Raw genomic sequence first — 19,771 nt, 5'->3', positions numbered from 1 at the left:
TAGAGTGTACGGGGTTAATCCATAGTGAGAAAGCGTGTTTTGCTTTTTCCTTTCTTATCCTGATACATCGCGACATCCGCGTCGCGTAGCGCCGTGTCCGGATCGGTTACGCCTGGGTCCACTTCGATAACGCCAAGGCTGGCACCGGGATAGATGAGATTAACGCTGCCCAGCCAGTATTCACCGGCAATGCAGGCGCTGAGGCGCGTTCTGAGCAGGGTGACCTGCGCGTTATCTCCCTTATCGTGAGACTGGCTCAGCGAAGCCACCAGAAACTCATCGCCGCCCAGCCGGCCAATGATATCGTCCTGCTGCTTTTCTTCCGTCAACCGCTTGCCCACTTCAATCAGGAACTGGTCGCCCGCTTCGTGTCCATAGCGATCGTTAATCAGTTTGAAATCATCCAGATCGATAAACGCGATAATGGCGTTACGCTTAAGATGCCGCGCCAGAGAAAACAGGGTCGTCAGATCCTCAAACAGCGCGCGACGGTTGGGCAACCCGGTCAGGGCATCGGTATAAGAGTGCGCGATGAGGGCCGCGTTGGCTTCGCGCAGCTGGGTGACCAGCGACTCTTTCTGGATGTACTGGCCAATTAAACCGGCGAATAATCTCAGCACCTGCTCACCGCGCTCGCTGAGCGGTTTCCTGGCCGTGCTGGTGGCGCAGAGCGTTCCGTACAGTGAACCATCGGCAAGATGAACGGGGATGCTCATATAGGTGGTAATGCCAAGCGCTTTTGCGGCTTCACACTCGGGCCAACGTTCGGGCACGTCGTTGCTGAACAGCGTGTCGCTATCCAGCGCGCGCTTGCAGAGCGTTTCATCCCAGGGAACGCTTAACCCCTCGGGGATCTCCATCTGCTTGCTGTTACGGGCATAGAGAATATGCTGCAGCCGGGCTTTGATATCGACTTTAGTGAGATAAGTCGACTCCATGTCGGTCACTATCTCCAGCATCTCCAGAAGCTGACGAACGAGACTTTCAAGGGATTGTTCAGTGGCGAGGGTTTCTGAAACACGGGCAAGGATAATATCCGACATGACGTAGAGTGACTCCCAGGCAGAAGACGTCTGCATCTGCATGTTATGCTGAGTTTTTAGACTTCGGGCATAGTAAAACATGAATACAGAAAATTTAATATATGCAGCGGGAGGGCGGCGGGCGAGAAAAAAGGCCCCGTTGTTGAGACCGGGGCAAAGACATCTTGATTACGGAATGATGTTCTCTGGTCATATCGAGAACATGCCACACTATAGTGTTGAAAAGTGCAGTTAAAATGGAGAAATCATGGAGAAAGCGGCGCTGACCCGTTACCCTTAACCTGTAATGATGTCAAAAGGATCAAAGTGATGAGATTTCTGCTTCTGGCGCTGGCCTTGCCCTTAGTCGCCTGCACCACAAAAACAACGCCGCCTGATGCGCCGAAACCGCCACACGCTATCGGTATGGCGAACCCGGCCTCCGTGTACTGCCTGGAGAAAGGCGGGGAACAGATCCCGGTTCAGAGCCCGCAGGGCGTCCGTACCGAGTGCAAATTACCAGGTGGCGAAGTGATCGATGAATGGACGCTTTATCGTCGCGATCATCCGCAACCCACCAGGTGACAAAGTCATATTGCCTGCGATACACTTCTCTTTAGGATTATTCTTAGCCAATTCATGGCTACCGTTATCGTGAGAGAAGTATGTTTCAGCTTAAACCGGGCAGCATGGCGATGATCGTGGGTGCCCGCACGGCGTCTGGCCGTCGCAATATTGGTAAATCTGTTGAGCTGTTTGGCCTTTGCCAGCCCGGAATGCGTTTCGTTAACCCGGTCAACGGCGTCATGACGCAGTTACCCGCTACCGCAGACCGCGCGCTTTGGCTGGTAACAGGTGATGTTTTCGCCTTTGACAATCAGCACGGCTTTGCGTTTGTTCGCCCCGAACATCTAATGCCGCTTACCCCGGATGAAGCACCGCAAATTGTGGATGCGCTGACCATCGGCTGATTACAGATGGCGCAGCCAGTCGGCTAATACCAGGGCGTGATTTTGCTCCGTGTTTTTGGCAGCAAAGAGCAGGGTGACGGTCTGCTTTTTTGCCCGCGCAGCCAGGCGCAATCCCTCGTCAGTATGCTGCGCCAGCTCTTCCCGATAGGCCTGACTGAAGGCGGCAAAATCAATGGTTTCGCTGTGAAAGGCCTTGCGTAGTTCATTCGAAGGCGTGAGCGCTTTACACCATTCATCATAGGCGAGGTCCGTTTTTTTAACGCCGCGCGGCCACAGTTTATCCACCAGAACCCGATAACCGTCGTCCGTACCTGCCTGTTCGTATACGCGTTTGCACTGAATCATAATTCCACCCTCCCAATTTAAGGTATTGTGATAATTGCAGAAGATCGGTAGTCTGAGGTTCCTTATGTTATCTGATAATTCTCTGGCATAAGGAACCTTTCATGGAACACCTCCCGGTTAAAACGACGCTGCGCATTGCGCTGGTTGGCGATTACAATCCCAATGTTATTGCGCATCAGGCTATCCCACTGGCCATTGACGACGCCGCCGCAGTGCTTGACCTCACCGCCGATTACGACTGGCTTGCCACCACGGAGCTGACGAGCCCTGAGGATCTGGTGGGCTACGATGCTATCTGGCTGGTTCCTGCAAGCCCCTATAAAAACACGGAAGCCGCTTTTATCGCCGCGCGCTACGCCCGTGAAAACAGCATTCCTTTCCTTGGCACCTGCGGTGGGTTCCAGCATGCGCTAATTGAGTATGCCCGAAATGTGCTGGGCTGGGCTGATGCGGCACATGCCGAGACGGATACCGAAGGCACCATGGTGATTGCGCCGCTGACCTGCTCGCTGGTGGAAAAAACCGATGCCATTGAGCTGCGTAATAATACGCTGATCGCGAAAGCCTACGGCAGACCGGAAATTGAAGAGGGGTATCACTGTAACTATGGCGTGTCGCCGACGTTTGCACAGGCGCTGGAAAGCGGTGATATGCACGTTACGGGCTGGGATGACCAGGGAGAAATTCGTGCCGCAGAACTGGTTACGCACCCGTTCTTCGTGATCACCTTATTCCAGCATGAACGTGCTGCGCTAGAAGGACGTCCGGTCGTGCTGGTGCAGGCGATGCTGCGCGCGGCCCGCGATTCATAACGTCGTCACTTTCCTTGCCGGGTGGCGCTGCGCTTACCCGGCCTACATTCCGATTGCACAATTCAGTGTAGGCCCATGCAAGCGTAGCGCCGCCGGGCGAAACTCTGGTGTGCCACACTGCTTAACGGGGCGCGATCTCCCGATCTCGCCCGGCGAGCACGCCACAGATGGCCATTATCACGGCGGCCAGCGCGCAGACCAGAAGTGGTATCTGCCAGTCTCCTGCGGTATCGTGAATTTTCCCCATCAGCGGGGGGCCGCAGGCGGCGAGCAGGTAGCCAATCGACTGTGCCATTCCGGACAGCGCCGCAGCCTGGTGTGCAGAGCTGGCGCGCAGGCCGATGAACGTCAGGCCGAGGATCATCGTTGCCCCGGAGCCAAAGCCAAACACCAGCGTCCACATCACCGCCATGTCAGGCATAAACCACAGCCCCGCCGCGCTTACCGCGCACATCAACGCCACCGCGCCGGCGATCCCCCGCTGATCTTTCAGGCGGTGGAGGATCAGCGGAACGGCAAGCCCCGGAACGGCCGTGGCCAGCTGTAAAAGGCCGTGAACCGAGCCGGCCTGCGCTTCGCTGTAGCCGTGGCTGAGCAAAATTGCCGGCAGCCAGCCGATGATGACGTAGTAAATCAGCGAGTTAATTCCCAAAAAGAGCGTTACCTGCCAGGCGAGGGCCGAGCGCCAGATCGCGCGGTTATGCAGCGCGCCAGCGCCGGTTACCGTCGCGACGTGCTTCTGCCGCCACTGCGGCAGCCAGAGCAGCAGCGCGGCCAGCGGAAACACCATTAGCATCAGCAGTGCGCCATGCCAGCCTGCCGCACCCTGCGCCACGGGAACAATCAGCGCCGAGCCGAGCGCCGCCGAGACGCCCATCGTCAGGGAATAGGCTCCGGTGAGTTTCGCCACCTGGCCTGGAAAGTCACGCTTAATTAATCCGGGTAATAGCACATTCCCCAGCGCTATCCCGCACCCGATGACCGCGGTACCGATGAAAAGCAGGGCGGCGGAAGGCAGGGAGCGCAGGGCAATTCCGGCGCAAATCAGCAGCAGGGCAATAAACAGGCTGCGCTCCATGCCGATACGCCGGGCAACGCCAGCTGCGAGCGGCGAGACAAGGGCGAAGGCCAGCAGCGGCAGGGTGGTCAGCAGACCGGTTTGCGCCGTGGTTAAGCCATAATCAAGACGAATAGCATCGAGCAGCGGGGCTGCCCCGGTGAAGGTGACGCGAAGCGTGGTGGCAATCATCAGGATACCTGCGATCAGCAGCGCGCCATGTTTTCCTGAAGTGCGAATAGCAGTAGTCATTATGTTCTCATACGTTCAAGCGAGCGCACACAATACCGATTTTCTCAGCGGTTGAAATCAGGCTAAAATGACAGTTTATCGCTCATATCGGACAACCTGATGATTGGTCTGGGACTGGACGGCTACGATCCTGATAGCCAGCACGATGCGGCCATCGCATTTCGCATTCGCGTGGTGGCGGAAGAACAATATATTCCGCTTCATCATCACCGTAAGGGACAGATGATTCTGGCCCTCGGCGGCGCGATCACCTGCGAAGTGGAAAATGCCATGCTGATGGTACCGCCCCAGTACGCCGTCTGGATCCCCGGCCAGATGCCGCACAGCAACAGGGCCACGCCGGGGGCGCAGCTCTGCTTTTTGTTCATTGAACCGGGGGCAGCCAGCTTGCCAGAGCGCTGCTGCACCCTGAAAATCTCCCCGCTGGTGCGGGAGCTGATTTTATCGCTCGCGGAAAAGTCCCGTGAACAGCTGCAGCTTGCGGCCACCTCGCGGTTGGTGGACGTCCTGTTTGACGAGCTGCCGCTCCAGCGTCAGGAGCATTTGCAGCTGCCCGTCTCGCCCCATCCCAAAATCCGGCTGATGAGCGAGAAGATGGCGGAAGAGCCCGCAGCCTGGCAGACGCTGGCGCAGTGGGCAAGCCACTTTGCCATGAGCGAACGCAACCTGGCGCGGCTGGTGGTGAAAGAGACCGGCTTAAGCTTTCGCCGCTGGCGTCACCAGCTGCAGCTGATTGTGGCGTTACAGCATTTGATTGGTGGGAAATCGGTACAGCAGGTGGCACAGTCACTGGGCTATGACTCGACCACCGCGTTTATCACCATGTTCAAGAAGGGACTGGGTCAGACGCCGGCGCGTTATATGGCAAGCCTGACTACGACTTCCCAATAAACAGCGAGACCAGGCCTGCCGCAATCAGCGGGCCCACCGGAACGCCGCGAAAGAGCGCCACACCCAGCACGGTGCCCACCAGCAGCCCCGCCACCAGCGAGGGCTGGCTGCTCATCAGCGTGACGCCGCGTCCGCCCAGCCACGAGACGAAAATCCCCACCGCAATCGCCACCAGTGATTTCCAGTTTACAAACGAGTGCAGCAGCGTTGAGGCGGGAAGCGTACCGCTGGCGATGGGCGCCATCACCCCGATGGTTAAAATAATAATCCCGATGGTGAGCCCCTGCTTTTCTATCCACGGGAAAAAGGTATTTAACGGGGTCACGCGCACAATAATCAGCACCAGAATCGAGATGGCGACGGTGGTGTTATGGCTAACAAAGCCGAGCGCGGCGAGCGCCAGGAGAATGAGCAGAGTAGGGTCAAACATAGGGAATCCTTGCCAAAATAATCAACCTGCTTACTGTACGCTGAAAAACGGCGGAGGACAGTTTTTAAAAAGAGTATATCGCTGTCATAACCTTGTCATTTACGCGGATTAAAACGAAGGTAGATATCACAAAAGGGGTCGCCATCATGAACGATCACATGTTTGTTGAAACGCTGATTATCTCCTCATCGTTTTTCGCGATTGCCGTTATTCTCGTTGCCTCCGTGCTGTTTCTGGAAAGAAGGGGCTGACAGAACGCCCGTTATCGCGGTTACGCTTTATGGAAGTTCACAAGCTCAGGACGGGCAATGCGCAGGTAATCCTGGGTATCCATAATCACCGATTTCTCCAGCAGGCCGGCGTTAAACGCGATTTCGTCAAAACGCTCGAACAGCAGCGGGTCGGCGACCAGCGCTAAATCAGGATGGAAGCTAAAGGGCGGGATAGCGCCGAAAACGCAGGCGGTCAGGGCATCGACTTCGGCCGGGCTGGCGAGTGAGGCTTTCAGGCCGCCAAAATGACCGGCAAGCTGGCTGAGATCGGCCTGCAGATCGGCGGCCAGGATCGCCAGCACGTGTTTTTTTACGCCATTTCCCTTCACCTTACAGACCAGGGCTTTTGCACCTTGCCGCAGATCGGTTCCGCGAATTTCGCTTACCGCTTCACATTTCCCGACCGCCTCGTGTTCCATGACGCGAAAACGCGCGCCCTGCTCGGTGAGTAAGGCGATCAGTTGCTGGTGGGTTCCTGTTCCAATAACGTCATCAGTCATAACGATTTTCCCGGTGATAATCAAGTATGCAGCGTTCTACATTAGCACGGGATGAACGGGGTCGAAAGAGAACAGCCAGCGAGTTCGCTGGCTGTTGGATTATGCGTTGCTGGTAGCAGACTGCTTATGGAACAGCTCCCTGAACACGGGATAAATATCGTCCTGGTCACGGATATGCTGCATGGCAAAGTTATCGAACATCGACTGCAGATGTTCATACTCCCGCCACAGGGTCTGGTGCGCGCGGCGGGTGATTTCGATATAGCTGTAGTAACGCACGACCGGCAGAATTTTCTTCGCCAGGATCTCATGACACAGCGGCGAGTCGTCGGCCCAGTTGTCGCCATCCGACGCCTGTGCAGCATAAATGTTCCACTGTGCCGGGTCGTAACGCTCTTTCACCACTTCATCCATCAGCTTCAGTGCGCTGGAGACGATGGTGCCCCCGGTCTCCTGCGAGTAGAAGAACTCGTGTTCATCCACCTCTTTAGCCTGCGTATGGTGGCGAATATAGACCACCTCGACGTTCTTATAGGTTCTGCTCAGGAACAGGTAGAGCAGAATATAAAAACGCTTCGCCATATCTTTGGTGGCCTGGTCCATTGAGCCGGAGACGTCCATCAGGCAAAACATCACCGCCTGGCTGGAGGGTTCCGGACGTTTTTCGTAGTTCTTGTAGCGCAGGTCGAAGGTGTCGATAAACGGGACCCGTTCGATCTTCGCCCGCAGCTCCTCGATCTCCTTACGCAGGCGCTCCTCTTCCAGCAGTTGCGCCGGCTCCGTGTTTTCCACGACCTTCAGATTGCTCTCAAGCTCGCGCAGTTCACGACGTTTCCCTGCCGTCATGGCCGTGCGCCGCGCCAGCGAATTCTGCAACGAACGCACGACGCTGATATTGGCGGGCACACCGTTGGCGGTATAGCCCGCGCGGTGGGTTTTATATTCATTAAGCTGTCGATGCTGATTCTTTTTCAGATTCGGCAGCGCCAGGTCTTCAAACAGCAGGTCGAGATATTCGTCTTTCGAGATCTGGAAGACAAATTCGTCCTGGCCTTCACCGTCCTGGCTGGCCTGTCCCTGACCGCTTCCTGAACCACCGCCGCCGCCCTGAGGACGCTCAATTCTGTCGTTCTGAACGAAGTGGTCATTACCTGGATGTACGCGATGGCGCAGGCCGCCTCGCCCCTGATGAAACATCGGTTCGCTGATGTCATCGGTGGGGATGGAGACAGATTCGCCGCTGTCGATGTCGGTCACCGAGCGTTTGTTGATGGCCTCGGAGATAGACTGTTTAATTTGCGCTTTATAACGACGCAAGAAGCGCTGGCGGTTCACCGTGCTCTTGTTTTTGCCGTTAAGACGCCGGTCAATAAACCAGGTCATATACCCCCCGTACTGCATTTGCCAACTTGCATTTTGTAGGCCCGGCAGGTGCAAAACGCTACCGGGCACTTGTTTTAAGACGATTTACGCACGCGCAGATACCATTCGCAGAGCAGGCGAACCTGTTTGCGGGTGTAGCCTTTTTCCATCATACGGTCGACAAAATCGTCGTGCTTTTTCTGTTCATCGGTTGAGGTTTTGGTGTTAAACGAAATCACCGGCAACAGCTCTTCGGTATTGGAGAACATTTTCTTCTCAATGACCGTGCGCAGCTTCTCGTAGCTGGTCCAGTTTGGATTGCGCCCGTTGTTGTGCGCTCTGGCGCGCAGGACGAAGTTCACAATCTCGTTACGGAAGTCTTTCGGGTTGCTGATCCCGGCAGGCTTCTCGATTTTCTCCAGCTCGGCGTTCAGGGATTCACGGTCAAACAACTGGCCGGTATCCGGGTCGCGGTACTCCTGATCCTGGATCCAGAAGTCAGCATAGGTGACGTAACGGTCGAAAATGTTCTGCCCATATTCTGAATAGGATTCCAGGTAGGCTGTCTGGATCTCTTTGCCAATGAACTCGGCGTATTTCGGGATCAGGTAACCTTTCAGGAACTCAAGGTAGCGTTCAGCCTGCTCCTGCGGGAACTGCTCGCGTTCAATTTGCTGCTCCAGCACGTAGAAGAGGTGAACAGGGTTGGCCGCCACTTCCGCATGGTCGAAGTTAAAGACGCGGGAGAGGATCTTAAACGCGAAACGCGTGGACAGGCCGTTCATCCCTTCATCGACCCCGGCGTAGTCGCGATATTCCTGATACGATTTCGCTTTCGGGTCGGTGTCCTTCAGGCTCTCACCGTCATAGACGCGCATTTTCGAGTAGATGCTGGAGTTTTCCGGCTCTTTCAGGCGCGAAAGGATGGAGAAGCGGGACAGCGTTTCCAGGGTGCCCGGCGCGCACGGAGCATGCACCAGCTCACTGTGGTTAAGCAGTTTCTCGTAAATTTTGATCTCTTCGGAGATCCGCAGGCAATAAGGCACTTTGACGATGTAAACACGGTCAAGGAAGGCCTCATTGTTTTTGTTATTACGGAAGGTCACCCATTCAGATTCGTTCGAGTGGGCGAGAATAATTCCGTTAAACGGCAGGGCGGAGATGCCCTCCGTCCCGTTGTAGTTGCCTTCCTGGGTCGCCGTCAGCAGGGGATGCAGCACTTTGATTGGTGCTTTAAACATCTCGACGAATTCCATAATCCCCTGGTTAGCGCGGCACAGTGCGCCTGAGTAACCGTAGGCATCCGGATCATTCTGCGCGAAGTTTTCCAGCTTACGGATGTCGACTTTACCCACCAGAGCCGAGATGTCCTGGTTGTTCTCATCACCGGGTTCGGTTTTGGCGATGGCGATCTGTTCGAGAATGGATGGCCAGACTTTCACTACGCGGAACTTGGTGATGTCGCCACCAAACTCGTGCAGGCGTTTAGCCGCCCACGGCGACATGATGGTGCCGAGATAGCGACGCGGGATGCCATACTCTTTATCCAGAATTTGCGCATCTTCCTGCGGATTAAACAGGCACAGCGGATGGTCGTTCACCGGGCTGCGCTCGCCGTTAGCGCTCAGCACATAGATAGGGACGCGCTGCATCAGCGACTTCAGGCGTTCAGCCAGCGACGATTTACCGCCACCCACCGGGCCGAGTAAATAGAGGATCTGTTTCTTCTCTTCCAGACCCTGAGCGGCATGCTTCAGATAGGAGACAATCTGTTCGATGGCATCTTCCATACCATAGAACTCTTCAAACGCCGGGTATCGGGCGACTACCCGATTCGAAAAGAGACGGGAAAGCCGGGGTTCCAGGGCAGTATCAACCATGTTTGGCTCACCAATAGCCATCAATAGCCGTTCTGCCGCATTGGCATAGGCACTGCGATCTTGCCGACAGATGGTAAGAAACTCCTGCAGTGTGAACTCTTCGTCCTTGGCAGCTTCATAGCGCTGGCGATAGTGATCGAATATATTCATGGCATGCCGTCCTTTCGTTTTTTAGCACAGGATAAGAGCCGTTCGTATGAGTAGTGGAGGCTCCCGGAAGAGAATCTCTCGCACCTCACTGCCAGAGCAGCAACCTGTGTGCCAGGTCAGACGCTAAGAACCGCAGGTGTTCAGGAAAACTCTTCTTAAATTAAAGCGTAGATGGCATTTGCAAAACTTGCATGCCGATAAAATCTACTTTCAATGACATATCAATAACTCATCCAAAAATTTCCACTGTGGTTCTAAGACAAAAGCCCCTTTTTCATGCGGTGGTCATATAAATGAAAGCGGGCTGTCATCTGAAAAGTTAAAGATAACGGGTTAATCAGACTGATTAGCAGGCAAAAAATTTTGGGATGTACGGGAATGGCGGTTACACTTCATCCGCTGATTATTTGACTACAGGAAAGAATGGATTGTGACCAAACTCAAACTTCTGGCATTGGGCATCCTTGCCGCGACCGCAGTGAGCACCGCACAGGCGGAAAGTCAGTGGACGGTTGGCGCGGGCGCTGGTGTGATTAACAGCCCGTACAAGCAGTATGACCGTGATGTTTATCCCGTTCCGGTTGTCACCTATGAAGGCGATAACTTCTGGTTCCGCGGCTTAGGCGGCGGCTACTATCTCTGGAACGATACGGCCGATAAGCTCTCCATCATGGCCTATTACGACCCAACGCACTTCAAGCCGGGAGACAGCGACAGCCACGCGCTTCGCCAGCTCGACAAGCGTAAAAGCACCATGATGGCCGGTCTCTCATATGTGCATAACACCCAGTATGGCTTCCTGCGTACTGCCCTTGCGGGTGATACGCTGGATAACAGCAACGGCTTTATCTGGGATCTGGCGTGGTTATATCGCTACACCAACGGTGCATTGACCCTGACGCCAGGTATCGGCGTGCAGTACAACAGCGAGAACTACAACGACTACTATTATGGCGTGTCTAAAAACGAGTCCCGCCGCAGTGGTCTGAAAAGCTATAGCGCTGATGACGGCTGGGATCCCTACCTGGAGCTGACCGCGAGCTACAACTTCCTCGGTGACTGGAGCGTATACGGTACCGGTCGCTATGAGCGACTGAGCGATGAAGTGAAAGACAGCCCGATGGTCGATAAATCCTGGGCAGGCATTTTCTCTGTCGGTGTGACCTACAAGTTCTGATTGCGCACTGAAATCGTGCACTCAGTGCATCAAAACGGGGCGCTTGCGCCCCGTTTGCTTTGGTATGGTGCAGTGAAGCAGGGGAGGCGAAATGCCTTAGCGCTTCACGATTTTAATCGTCTGCCCTAAACGAGACGGCTTTTCGTCGCTCGCTTTTTGCGGGGTGCTCACGCAGGCAGTTTCCACGCAGACAAACGTTTTATAACCCTCATCCGTCATGTCGGCCATGCTGACAGAAAGTGCCGGACCCGGGTTCCAGCCCACCACGTCGCTGTGATGATGATGAACCACTTCAATTCCACGGTTCAGGGCACCGTCGTGGATCACGCTGCAGGCTTCCGGGTGCAGATAGACGCGATCGGTACGGTCAGGGAACGTTTGTACCCCGTCGCTCAGCTTCCCTTCTTTAGCGTTATCCACTTTGTCGATAAAGGTATCGCCAAGGCCGCTCACCTTCACTGCGCTGATATCACCCACGTTGAAGTAGGTGTGCAGGGCAGCGGTGGTTTCGAACTCACCGTGGGCTTCCAGTTCGATTTCGCAGGTTTTGCTCAGCTTAAAGCGGGCGTACAGGGTGAAATCGTGCGGCCAGAGGGCGCGGGTTTCATCATTCGCCTGCAGCTCAAAGGTCAGCACTGCGCCGTTTTCATCTTCATTATGCGCTTTCAGGGTCCACTGCTGGTTACGTGCAAACCCGTGAGAAGGCAAACCCTGCTGTGCGGAAGGGCCGAACCACGGCCAGCAGATCGGTACGCCACCGCGGATCGCCGCCCCTTTTTTGAAAGAGGTCGCATCGCTCAGCCATAAACCTTCGGCTTCACCTTCCGGTTTCCAGGAGAGCAGGTGAGCGCCGTTCAGCGCCACGGAGGCTTTCACGCGTGGATGGTCAACGACGATAACATCGGCACCGTCAATCTGACGGCGGGAGAGCACAGGGGTAAGTTGTTCGACTACCGGAAGTGCAAAAATTTTATTAATCATTAAGCAATCCTCTGTCTAAAAACAATAAAAAAGGCGACCGAAGTCGCCTTTTTGGATCAAACACTCATCTCAACTTATTTGGAGATGTGAGCGATCAGGTCCAGTACTTTGTTAGAGTAGCCGGTTTCGTTGTCGTACCAGGAAACCAGTTTCACGAAGTTGTCGTTCAGTGCGATACCAGCTTTAGCATCGAACACGGAAGTGCACACTTCGCCGTTGAAATCGGTAGATACAACGTCGTCTTCGGTGTAACCCAGAACGCCTTTCATTGCGCCTTCGGAAGCAGCTTTGATTGCTTTCTTAATTTCTTCATAAGAAGCAGCTTTTTCCAGACGAACGGTCAGGTCAACAACGGATACGTTAGGAGTTGGAACGCGGAACGCCATACCAGTCAGTTTGCCATTCAGTTCTGGCAGTACTTTACCTACTGCTTTAGCAGCACCGGTAGAGGATGGGATGATGTTCTGAGCCGCGCCACGGCCGCCGCGCCAATCTTTGTGAGATGGGCCATCAACGGTTTTCTGAGTAGCGGTGGTCGCGTGAACGGTAGTCATCAGACCTTCAACGATGCCGAAGTTGTCGTTGATAACTTTAGCCAGAGGTGCCAGGCAGTTGGTGGTGCAGGATGCGTTGGAAACGATGTCCTGGCCAGCGTAAGTTTCGAAGTTTGCACCGCGAACGAACATTGGGGTGTTGTCTTTGGATGGACCAGTCAGAACAACTTTTTTCGCACCAGCGGTGATGTGTTTACGCGCGGTTTCGTCGGTCAGGAAGATACCGGTAGCTTCAGCTACAACGTCAACACCGATTTCGTTCCATTTCAGGTTAGCTGGGTCTTTCTCAGCAGTAACGCGGATGGTTTTGCCGTTAACAACCAGGTGGCCGTCTTTCACTTCAACGGTGCCGTCGAAACGACCGTGAGTTGAGTCGTACTTCAGCATGTACGCCATGTATTCAGCGTCCAGGAGATCGTTGATACCAACGATTTCGATGTCAGAACGTTTCTGAGCAGCACGGAAAACAATACGGCCGATACGGCCAAAACCGTTGATACCTACTTTGATAGTCATATATTCCACCAGCTATTTGTTAGTGAATAAAAGGTTGCCTGTAAAATTACAAAAACCTTACGCAGCGTCAAGCGGAATCGTGTCAATCATTGCGACAAATCAATCCTGTGACTAACGTTTGTGCGACTGACTCGCCTCACTTTCCCTTTGAGCTTGCAACCACATGGGGGCTGCGCCCGGAATTTTAAAGTCCTCGCAGGATAAAAATGTGAACATGATCACAATTGCCTGACCGCCTTTTCGCGACACATAAGTTTAGAACAAAAGTGCACGCAAGGGTGTTAATGTTTTGTTAGAATCCGGGTTAAAAGATGTCTGTTTCTACAGCGAGATGTAAGCATATGTCGAACCAACGTAACCCTGATGATTTGAAAAAAAACCTCACAGAAATGCAGTTTTACGTGACGCAGAATCACGGAACGGAGCCACCGTTCACCGGGCGTTTACTGCACAACAAGCGGGACGGCGTCTACCACTGCCTGGTCTGTGATGCCCCCCTGTTCAATTCACAAACGAAATTTGATTCTGGCTGCGGCTGGCCGAGCTTTTACGAGCCGGTGAGCGATGAGGCAATCCGCTACCTGACCGACTCGTCGCACGGCATGGTGCGCACGGAAATTCGCTGCGGTAACTGCGATGCGCACCTTGGGCACGTCTTCCCGGATGGCCCTCAGCCAACGGGCGAGCGTTTCTGCGTCAATTCGGCCTCAATGAGCTTCACTGACGACGAAAACGGCGACCAGGTTAAGGGTTGAAAAAACGATTCAGCAAATTATTCCTTTGAAAGGGCGCGATTGTGAATATTGATGACATGATTAGCGGCATGACGCCGGAGATTTATCAGCGTCTGGTGACCGCCGTGGAGCTGGGAAAATGGCCCGACGGCGTCGCGCTGACGCAGGAGCAAAAAGAGAACAGCCTGCAGCTGGTAATGCTGTGGCAGGCGCGCAATAACACCGACGCGCAGCACATGACGATCGACACCCAGGGTCAGATGGTAATGAAGAGCAAGCGCGAGCTGAAAGAGGACTTTGGCATCACGCCGAAGCCGATTGCGACGATGAAAATGCAATAACGGTGCCCTCACCCCTCTCCCACAGGGCAGGGATCCCCGGTAATTTTTTTAACCGGAAGCGGTGCATGTTGCTTCAGGAAAATGAATGGTTTACAGCGATGCCCTGAGCCACCCTGGCACGTTCACCGGTCATGTCGTTACAGAGTAGCAAGGAACATGAAGTGAACGGAATGACCACCAGAGCCGTATGTTCCCCCTCACCCCAGCCCTCTCCCTCAAGGGAGAGGGGGTCGTCCGTGCAGGCATTATTTTGTGGGGAACCCTCAGCCCAGAGGGAGAGGGCTGATTGCCTCATTACTTGTGCGGGATCCCGAGCGACTCCGCCAGCTGCTTCGCTAGCCGGTTTTCGTCATCGGCGCCATACTCCCAGAACATTGCTCCGGCGAGACCTTTCTCTTTGATGTAGTCCGCTTTGATCGCAACGGAACGCGGGTTCTCATACGAAATCGCAAACAGCGCGTTGCCATCGGCACCTTTCACCGACAGCCACGGGACTTTCGCCTGTTCATCCCAATGCTCGGTAAAACGCTTTTGCGGATCGTTCAGCAGCTTCTTCACGATATCGTTGTACTTCACGTAGGTATCTTTGGTCAGGTCATAGCCGAGCGATCTGAACAACTCAATCTCCTGGGAACCGAAGTAGGGCTGTGTGACCGGATTTTTTTGCGCATCGGGCTTGGTCCAGTCAATGCCCGGCTCCACCGCGCGTTTTGGCACGCGGCCATAGAAACCGATTCCGAGGTTCATCTGCTGCGGCTTCAGCCCGGCGGCCAGATAGTTGTTCACCACGAAATCCACGCTGTATTTGTCCGCGGCGGCCACCGTCGGCCAGGCGCTGGAGTCATACAGGTTGGCGTTGAAGTACTGCGTACCGTAGGCCATGTCGTAGGTCATCAGGTTGATGTAGTCGAGCAGGGGCGCGATGGCTTTGACATCCACCCAGCTTTTCGGACTTTCCGCATTGGCGCCTACCGCAATGGTAACCAGCTTTTTGTGCCCGAAGGCGGCGCGCATCTCTTTCAGCAGGGCGGTGAAATTATCCCGATCGGCGGGCTGGCTTGCGACCAGCCCCCAGGCACCGTTCACCGGGTACTCCCAGTCGAGATCGATCCCGTCCAGGCCGTATTTTTCGACAATCTCCTGCGCGGAGCGGATAAACACCGCGCGACTCTCTTTGGTGGCCGCCGCGCCGGAGAAGCCACGGGCGCCCCAGCCGCCAACGGAGAGCAGGACTTTGAGATGTGGATTTTGCTTGCGAAGGGTCGGGATTAACGCGAGGTCGGAGGCGACTTTGGGTGACAGCCAGATCTGATGCAGCTTCGCCGGATCTTTCAGCGCGGCGTTGGTTTCGTCTTTTTCATCGTTATAGACCAGACCAAACGAGTAGTTCAGGTGGGTGATCTGGCGGACGTCCAGCTTATTGATATCGCCACCCGGTCCGGCGGTGACGTCACCTCCGCCGTTAAAGTAGCCCACGGACATCAGGGTATTGGCAGAAACAACAGAAGCGCACAGCAGGGGCAATGCTGCCAGCAAAGGCATACGTTTCATACAACTTCCTCTTTGACATAATAAAATTAACCACGCCACGGAAAAGGCGTGGCGAAAAAACAGCCTGACGAGAATAGCATTGCCGCTGCGCTGAGGATGCGAGGGAGTTCACTTTATGGGAGATCGGAGAGGGGATTGCCGGGTGGCGGCTTCGCCTTACCCGGCCTACTTGCTTTGGTTTTGTAGGCCGGATAAGCGCAGCGCCACCCGGCTAAAAAGGCTTACGCCTGCGTCTCCAGCCAGTCTTCCAGCGTGTAGAGCGTCGCCCCTTCAGAGGCCATGTCCATAAACGCCTGGGCGCTGTTCTGCGGCTGAATGTTCACCCCGCGGCAGCCGTCGGTGATGACGCTGACGGTATAGCCTAGCTGGAGCGCGTCCAGCACGGTAAACTTCACGCAGTAATCCGTTGCCAGGCCCAGCACAATCAGCTCCGTGATTTCATGGTGACGTAACCACGCGTCCAGCGCTGTTTTCTGGCGATGCCCGTTATCAAAAAACGCGCTATAGCTGTCGATGGCCGGGTTTTCACCTTTATGGAACACCGCGTCGATGGCTTTATGGTTCAGGAGCGGATGCAGCTCCGCGCCTTCCGTCTGCTGTACGCAGTGATCCGGCCAGAAGGTTTGCGGCAATCCGTCGAGTTCACCCTGAGTGAAAGGCTCAACGCGGTGCTGGCTGGCAAAGCTGCCGTGGTTAGCCGGGTGCCAGTCCTGGCTTGCGACAACCGCTTCACCGCGGGCTTTGCACCAGTCAATCAGCGTGTTTGCCACGTCAACGGTGCTGTCACCTTCGGCGACGGCCAGCGCACCGCCCGCGCAGAAATCATTTTGCAAATCGACCAGGAGCAGGGCGCGTTGCTTCATGAGACCTCCTTATTCGTCAGGCGTCAGTTCGCCGCGCAGGTTTTGCATCATCGCGCTGCGAATGGACTGAATATCCAGATCCTGACTCAGTAAATAGTGAAGTTTAGTCAGCGTTGCCTCAACGGTCATATCGAAGCCGCTGATCACCCCCGCATGCGCCAGCGCGTTGCCGGTGGCATAGCCGCCCATGTTGACTTTACCGGACATACACTGCGTCAGGTTCACCACCACAATCCCGCGCTCGCTGGCTTCCTGAAGCTCTTTCAGGAATTCGCCGTTCTGCGGCGCATTGCCCACGCCATAGGAGCGCAAAATCAGCGCTTTCACCGGCTGGCGCAGGAAGTTACGCACCACGTCCGCCGAGATACCCGGGTAGATGGTCACCACGCCAATCGGTTGCGGCGTGATCGGATGCACGATCAGCTCGCCGGCGGTGTTTGGAGCAGGCGGCGTTCCCAGACGACGGATATGAATGCCCGCTTCCAGCAGAGGCTGTAGATTTGGCGAGGCGAAGGCGTCAAAACCGTCGGCATGAGCTTTGGTGGTGCGGTTGCCGCGATACAGGCGGTTGTTAAAGAACAGCGACACTTCATTAATCGGGTAATTCGCCGCAACGTACAGGGAGTTAAGCAGGTTGATCTGCCCGTCCGAGCGCAGCTCCGCCAGCGGGATTTGCGAGCCCGTCACGATAACCGGCTTGCTCAGATTCTCCAGCATGAAGGAGAGCGCCGAGGCGGTAAAGGCCATGGTGTCTGTGCCGTGCAGGATCACGAAGCCGTCGTACTGGTCGTAATGGGCTTTAATGTCATCCGCGATGTGCTGCCAGTCTTCCGGCGTCATGTCGGAGGAGTCCATCAGCGGCTCGTACTCGTGGATAGTAAAGTCAGGCATTTCCGGACGGTGGAATTCTGGCATCAGCGCAAGCTGACGCTGAAGATGGCCGGAGACAGGGATATAGCCGTTTTCAGAGCGCTGCATACCGATGGTACCGCCAGTGTAGGCTACATAAATCGATTTCTTCTGCATGATAGTGAGTTCTTGTTCTTCAAAAGAAAAAAATCCCCTCTTCGCGGGAAGAGGGGACGGTTTTTAACGGACGTTAGCGCAGGTCAGGCAAAACGCGTAACGACTCTGTGGATCGTTAAAGGCCGCGAGCTTATCGCTTTCTGCCTTCATCGCTTTTGCCGCCGAGGCAACCGGCGCAGGCAGGTAAGCCTGCATTGCCTCCGGCAGCATGGCGCGTACCGAGCCGGACATGCTGTCCATGACCATATCGAAGAACGACGGCTCGTCCTGGTAATACTCGATATGCCACTGCTTGAGCTTCGCCAGCTCGGCGGCTTTCTTCACCGCGTCATCGAAGTCGCCCAGGCTGTCAACCAGACCGTTGCTCTTCGCATCCTGGCCGGTCCAGACGTGGCCCTGTGCAATCTGGTCGATCTGCTCAGGCGTCTTTTTACGCGAATCCGCCACGAGGGTGATAAAGCGTTTATAGCCATTCTCAATGCTGAGCTGCATCATCTCAGAGACTTCCGGCGGCAGGGATTTTGTCACCGACACATCCGCCAGCGGGGAGGTCGCAACGCCATCGGTATGCACACCCAGAGAATCCAGGCTGTTTTCTACGGTGTTGATGACCCCGAAGATGCCAATCGAGCCGGTCAACGTGCTTGGGTTGGCCACGATATAGTTGGCTGGCGTTGAGATCCAGTAACCCCCGGAGGCGGCCATTCCGCCCATGGATACGACTACCGGCTTGCCGGCGGCACGCGCCGCAGCCAGTTCAGCGCGGATCACCTCAGAGGCGCTGACGCTGCCGCCAGGGCTGTTCACCCGCAGGACAATCGCTTTCACTTTCGGATCGAGGCGAGCATCGCGGATTTGCGACGCGGTAGTATCGCCGCCCACGTTCCCTGGAGTCTCTTGACCGTCCATGATGGCACCGTTCGCAAAGACGACCGCAACGCTGTCACCGTTCTCATCCGGTTTTTTCGTCGAGTAATCATACATGCTGATGGCGCTGTAATTTTTATCCTGTTTGCTCCAGCCAAACTGTTTGCTCAGGGATTTTTCAATCTCGGCGCTGGTGCCCAGGGCATCAACCAGTTTGTTATCGAGCGCATATTTCGCGGTATCACCATCAACTTTGCGCAGACCGTCCAGAACGCCCTGCGCGCCAGGGAACACCTGCTCGGTCGTAATCTGGCGGTTAGCGGCAACGGTGCCCAGATAGTTCTGCCACAGTTCGCCAATCCAGCGGCTGTCCGCTTCACGGGCGGCAGGGGACATGTCATCGCGGATAAATGGCTCAACCGCAGACTTATAGGTACCGACGCGGAAGACGTGGGTGGTGACCTTCAGCTTGTCAAGCAGAGACTTGTAGTACAGGCCGTTGGTGGCAAAGCCGTGCAAATCGACCGTACCCTGCGGGGAGAGCCAGATTTTATTGGCAAAGCTCGCCAGGTAATATTGCCCCTGGCTGTAGCTGTCGCCCACGGCAATCACCGGCTTGCCGCTGTCGCGGAATTCGCGCAGCGCTTTACCGATGTACTGCATTGAAGGCTGATCGCCTCCGGCAAAATCTTTCAGATCCAGCACGATCCCGGTGATGTTCCGGTCGTCTTTGGCCTGGCGGATGGTATCGACGATATCGAACAGGGAGTTTTCCTGCAGGCGGTCTGAGGTTGCGCCAAACAGCTGGCGACCAATCACGCTCAGGCGACTGCTGGTGGACGGCTTATCAACAATCACGCCGGTGATATCAAGTAATAGCGCGCCGCGCGTTGAATGCTGCGCCTGATTTGCACTGCTGATGTGCATCCAGATGCCCGCGCAAACCAGAACCAGGAAGATGAAGAAGATATTCATCACCAGGTTGCGGACGAAGTTGAGCAGTCTCCACGTCCATTTAAAGAAACCGGCAATGATTCGCCAAAGGGTTCGCATGTATTCTCCCTAACCAGAAAATGACTGTTTCCGTCGCCACAGGACGGTAATGTTGGGTTATCGTAATGACCCAACCGCCACTTGTCAGCAGGAATCGCCTGCCAGGCTGTAACAAAATCTGCCGTCGTGTTAATTTTGTGAGTAAATCTCAAGAAAGGAGTTAA

General features: G+C 55.2%; 21 protein-coding genes. 8 read left to right on the top strand and 13 right to left on the bottom strand.

Going from position 1 to position 19,771, the window contains the following annotated elements:
- Positions 1 to 14 precede the first annotated feature (14 nt).
- Positions 15 to 1,043 carry a sensor domain-containing diguanylate cyclase gene (locus ABR39_RS23150; protein ID WP_047349073.1) on the bottom strand — a complete coding sequence of 343 codons (1,029 nt, stop codon included), beginning with the start codon at positions 1,041 to 1,043 and terminating at the stop codon, positions 15 to 17.
- A gap of 309 nt (positions 1,044 to 1,352) precedes the next feature.
- Here ABR39_RS23150 and ABR39_RS23145 point away from each other — a divergent pair, with 309 nt between their 5' ends.
- The gene (locus ABR39_RS23145; protein ID WP_047348917.1) at positions 1,353 to 1,607 is read left to right on the top strand and encodes a putative hemolysin; all 255 of its coding nucleotides are present in this window, start codon (positions 1,353 to 1,355) and stop codon (positions 1,605 to 1,607) included.
- Between the two features lie 80 nt (positions 1,608 to 1,687).
- A complete protein-coding gene (locus ABR39_RS23140; protein ID WP_047348916.1) occupies positions 1,688 to 1,993 on the top strand; it encodes a periplasmic protein in 306 nt (101 codons plus the stop codon).
- Here the strand turns inward: ABR39_RS23140 and ABR39_RS23135 are convergent, their stop codons facing one another.
- The gene (locus tag ABR39_RS23135; protein WP_047348915.1) at positions 1,994 to 2,338 is read right to left on the bottom strand and encodes a DUF488 domain-containing protein; all 345 of its coding nucleotides are present in this window, start codon (positions 2,336 to 2,338) and stop codon (positions 1,994 to 1,996) included.
- Between the two features lie 101 nt (positions 2,339 to 2,439).
- Here ABR39_RS23135 and ABR39_RS23130 point away from each other — a divergent pair, with 101 nt between their 5' ends.
- A complete protein-coding gene (locus ABR39_RS23130) occupies positions 2,440 to 3,150 on the top strand; it encodes a CTP synthase C-terminal region-related (seleno)protein (RefSeq protein ID WP_047348914.1) in 711 nt (236 codons plus the stop codon).
- A 121-nt stretch (positions 3,151 to 3,271) separates the two neighbouring features.
- Here ABR39_RS23130 and ABR39_RS23125 read toward each other — a convergent pair whose 3' ends face one another.
- The gene (locus tag ABR39_RS23125; protein WP_047348913.1) at positions 3,272 to 4,459 is read right to left on the bottom strand and encodes a CynX/NimT family MFS transporter; all 1,188 of its coding nucleotides are present in this window, start codon (positions 4,457 to 4,459) and stop codon (positions 3,272 to 3,274) included.
- Positions 4,460 to 4,558: 99 nt separating this feature from the next.
- Between ABR39_RS23125 and ABR39_RS23120 the strand changes: the two genes are divergently transcribed.
- Positions 4,559 to 5,350 carry an AraC family transcriptional regulator gene (locus tag ABR39_RS23120; protein WP_047348912.1) on the top strand — a complete coding sequence of 264 codons (792 nt, stop codon included), beginning with the start codon at positions 4,559 to 4,561 and terminating at the stop codon, positions 5,348 to 5,350.
- Here ABR39_RS23120 and ABR39_RS23115 read toward each other — a convergent pair.
- Positions 5,334 to 5,780: a DUF441 domain-containing protein gene (locus tag ABR39_RS23115; protein ID WP_024908579.1), complete on the bottom strand. Its 447-nt coding sequence runs from the start codon at positions 5,778 to 5,780 to the stop codon at positions 5,334 to 5,336. The two genes, ABR39_RS23120 and ABR39_RS23115, sit on opposite strands and share 17 nt — an antisense overlap.
- Positions 5,781 to 5,926: 146 nt before the next feature.
- Between ABR39_RS23115 and yoaI the strand changes: the two genes are divergently transcribed.
- Positions 5,927 to 6,031, top strand: coding sequence for a small membrane protein YoaI (yoaI, locus tag ABR39_RS25925; protein ID WP_088205013.1), 105 nt, complete (start codon positions 5,927 to 5,929; stop codon positions 6,029 to 6,031).
- 20 nt (positions 6,032 to 6,051) lie between these two features.
- On the opposite strand, the gene ABR39_RS23110 is transcribed toward yoaI, so the two are convergent.
- The 3 genes from ABR39_RS23110 to yeaG form a co-directional block, all read right to left on the bottom strand.
- Positions 6,052 to 6,552, bottom strand: coding sequence for a YbaK/prolyl-tRNA synthetase associated domain-containing protein (locus ABR39_RS23110; RefSeq protein ID WP_047348911.1), 501 nt, complete (start codon positions 6,550 to 6,552; stop codon positions 6,052 to 6,054).
- 99 nt (positions 6,553 to 6,651) lie between these two features.
- Positions 6,652 to 7,935 (bottom strand): YeaH/YhbH family protein, encoded by a 1,284-nt coding sequence (locus tag ABR39_RS23105; protein ID WP_047348910.1) that lies wholly within the window; start codon positions 7,933 to 7,935, stop codon positions 6,652 to 6,654.
- A 74-nt stretch (positions 7,936 to 8,009) separates the two neighbouring features.
- Positions 8,010 to 9,944, bottom strand: coding sequence for a protein kinase YeaG (yeaG, locus tag ABR39_RS23100; protein WP_047348909.1), 1,935 nt, complete (start codon positions 9,942 to 9,944; stop codon positions 8,010 to 8,012).
- A gap of 430 nt (positions 9,945 to 10,374) precedes the next feature.
- On the opposite strand from yeaG, the gene ABR39_RS23095 reads away from it, so the two are divergent.
- Entirely contained in the window at positions 10,375 to 11,121 is a 747-nt protein-coding gene (locus ABR39_RS23095; RefSeq protein ID WP_047348908.1) for a MipA/OmpV family protein, read from the top strand.
- Positions 11,122 to 11,217: 96 nt separating this feature from the next.
- Here the strand turns inward: ABR39_RS23095 and ABR39_RS23090 are convergent, their stop codons facing one another.
- Positions 11,218 to 12,102: a D-hexose-6-phosphate mutarotase gene (locus tag ABR39_RS23090; protein WP_047348907.1), complete on the bottom strand. Its 885-nt coding sequence runs from the start codon at positions 12,100 to 12,102 to the stop codon at positions 11,218 to 11,220.
- A gap of 74 nt (positions 12,103 to 12,176) precedes the next feature.
- Complete coding sequence (gapA, locus tag ABR39_RS23085) at positions 12,177 to 13,172, bottom strand: glyceraldehyde-3-phosphate dehydrogenase (RefSeq protein WP_020884442.1); 996 nt, start codon at positions 13,170 to 13,172, stop codon at positions 12,177 to 12,179.
- Between the two features lie 341 nt (positions 13,173 to 13,513).
- Here gapA and msrB point away from each other — a divergent pair, with 341 nt between their 5' ends.
- Both msrB and ABR39_RS23075 read left to right on the top strand, forming a co-directional pair.
- Positions 13,514 to 13,927 (top strand): peptide-methionine (R)-S-oxide reductase MsrB, encoded by a 414-nt coding sequence (gene msrB, locus ABR39_RS23080; protein WP_029739831.1) that lies wholly within the window; start codon positions 13,514 to 13,516, stop codon positions 13,925 to 13,927.
- A 56-nt stretch (positions 13,928 to 13,983) separates the two neighbouring features.
- Complete coding sequence (locus tag ABR39_RS23075) at positions 13,984 to 14,247, top strand: YeaC family protein (protein WP_430748986.1); 264 nt, start codon at positions 13,984 to 13,986, stop codon at positions 14,245 to 14,247.
- A 294-nt stretch (positions 14,248 to 14,541) separates the two neighbouring features.
- Here ABR39_RS23075 and ABR39_RS23070 read toward each other — a convergent pair whose 3' ends face one another.
- From ABR39_RS23070 to sppA, 4 genes are all read right to left on the bottom strand, one after another.
- Positions 14,542 to 15,798 carry a glycoside hydrolase family 18 protein gene (locus ABR39_RS23070; protein WP_047348905.1) on the bottom strand — a complete coding sequence of 419 codons (1,257 nt, stop codon included), beginning with the start codon at positions 15,796 to 15,798 and terminating at the stop codon, positions 14,542 to 14,544.
- Positions 15,799 to 16,019: 221 nt separating this feature from the next.
- A complete protein-coding gene (gene pncA / locus ABR39_RS23065; protein WP_047348904.1) occupies positions 16,020 to 16,661 on the bottom strand; it encodes a bifunctional nicotinamidase/pyrazinamidase in 642 nt (213 codons plus the stop codon).
- Between the two features lie 9 nt (positions 16,662 to 16,670).
- Entirely contained in the window at positions 16,671 to 17,687 is a 1,017-nt protein-coding gene (gene ansA, locus ABR39_RS23060) for an asparaginase (RefSeq protein ID WP_008500705.1), read from the bottom strand.
- A 63-nt stretch (positions 17,688 to 17,750) separates the two neighbouring features.
- On the bottom strand, positions 17,751 to 19,607 hold the full coding sequence (gene sppA, locus ABR39_RS23055; RefSeq protein WP_047348903.1) for a signal peptide peptidase SppA: 1,857 nt from the start codon (positions 19,605 to 19,607) through the stop codon (positions 17,751 to 17,753).
- Between the last annotated feature and the right edge of the window lie 164 nt (positions 19,608 to 19,771).

Origin of the sequence: Enterobacter genomosp. O (assembly GCF_001022965.1) — a bacterium.
GTDB lineage: Bacteria > Pseudomonadota > Gammaproteobacteria > Enterobacterales > Enterobacteriaceae > Enterobacter > Enterobacter cloacae_L.
Note: the sequence above shows the minus strand (reverse complement) of the source record. Positions and strands in the feature narration are given on the sequence as shown.